Below are 1,318 nucleotides of genomic sequence, written 5' to 3'. Positions count from 1 at the left end.
TGAACCGCGCCGGGTTTCTCAGAGGCTCCAACTCTTGAGAGACTGGAGCCATGACGAAGCGAACCCCACCGTATTCCCCCGAAGTCCGCGAGCGCGCGGTTCGGATGGTGCTGGATCACCAAGACGAGCACGGCTCGCAGTATGCAGCGATCGGTTCGATTGCGGCCAAGATCGGCTGCTCGGGCGAGACGCTGCGGAAGTGGGTCAGGCAGGCCGAGCGCGATCAAGGCGTGCGGGCCGGACCGACGACGGATGAGCGTGAGCGGATCAAGGCACTGGAGCGGGAGAACCGCGAGCTGCGCCAAGCCAACGAGATCCTGCGTAAGGCGAGCGCCTATTTTGCCCAGGCGGAGCTCGACCGCCGGTTTCGGTCATGATCGCCTTCATCGACGACTACCGCGATGTCTACGGGGTCGAGCCGATCTGCAGGGTGCTGCCGATCGCCCCGTCGACCTACCACACGCATGCTGCGCGACGGGCTGATCCCGGGAGGCTACCGGCCCGAGCCAAGCGGGATGCCATGCTCACGGCTGAGATCCGGCGCGTGTACGAGGCGAACTTCGGCGTCTACGGCGTGCGCAAGGTCTGGCGGCAGCTTGCTCGGGAAGGGATGGTGGTGGCCCGCTGCACGGTGGCGCGGTTGATGCGGGTCATGGGACTGCAAGGCGTCGTGCGAGGGCGGAAGCTCCGCACCACCGTTCCCGACCGAGGCGCGGCCTGCCCGCTCGACCGCGTCAATCGCCAGTTCCAGCCACCGCGGCCGAACATGCTCTGGGTGTCCGACTTTACGTACGTCGCCACTTGGTCGGGCTTCGTTTACGTGGCCTTCGTCATCGACGCCTTTGCCCGGCGGATCGTAGGCTGGCGGGTCTCCCGGACGGCCCACGCCGGCTTCGTGCTCGACGCCTTGGAGCAGGCGCTGCACGAGCGTCGGCCTGTTCGAGGTGCCGGGCTCGTGCATCATTCGGATCGCGGAGGGCAATACCTCGCGCTGCGCTACACGGAGCGGCTCGCCGAGGCCAGCATCGAGCCCTCCGTCGGCAGCGTCGGCGACTCGTACGACAATGCCTTGGCCGAGACGATCAATGGCCTGTTCAAGACCGAGGTGATCCACCGGCGCGGTCCGTGGCGGACCTTCGAGGCGGTCGAGTTTGCCACCCTGGAGTGGGTCGACTGGTTCAACAACCGGCGGCTGCTCGAACCCATCGGCAACGTGCCTCCCGCCGAGGCGGAAGCGCGCTACTATACCCAAGCCGAGGTGCAAGCCTTGGCCGCCTGATCCAAGCCAATCAGCCTCCGGGAAACCTGGAGCGGTTCA

General features: G+C 66.6%; 1 protein-coding gene and 1 other annotated feature. The gene reads left to right on the top strand.

All coding sequences use genetic code 11. From position 1 onward, the window contains the following. Positions 1–50: 50 nt before the first annotated feature. A protein-coding gene (locus WDW90_RS37205) for an IS3 family transposase (RefSeq protein WP_336492740.1) occupies positions 51–1,279 on the top strand; the annotation gives its coding sequence in 2 pieces (ribosomal slippage) (positions 51–339 and positions 339–1,279; 1,230 coding nt in all). After that, positions 332–448: a sequence feature (AL1L pseudoknot), on the top strand. Its footprint overlaps the gene before it by 117 nt. Positions 1,280–1,318: the final 39 nt, after the last annotated feature.

The sequence above is a fragment of the Methylobacterium nigriterrae genome (assembly GCF_037106235.1).
GTDB classification, from domain to species: Bacteria; Pseudomonadota; Alphaproteobacteria; order Rhizobiales; family Beijerinckiaceae; genus Methylobacterium; species Methylobacterium nigriterrae.
Note: the sequence above shows the minus strand (reverse complement) of the source record. Positions and strands in the feature narration are given on the sequence as shown.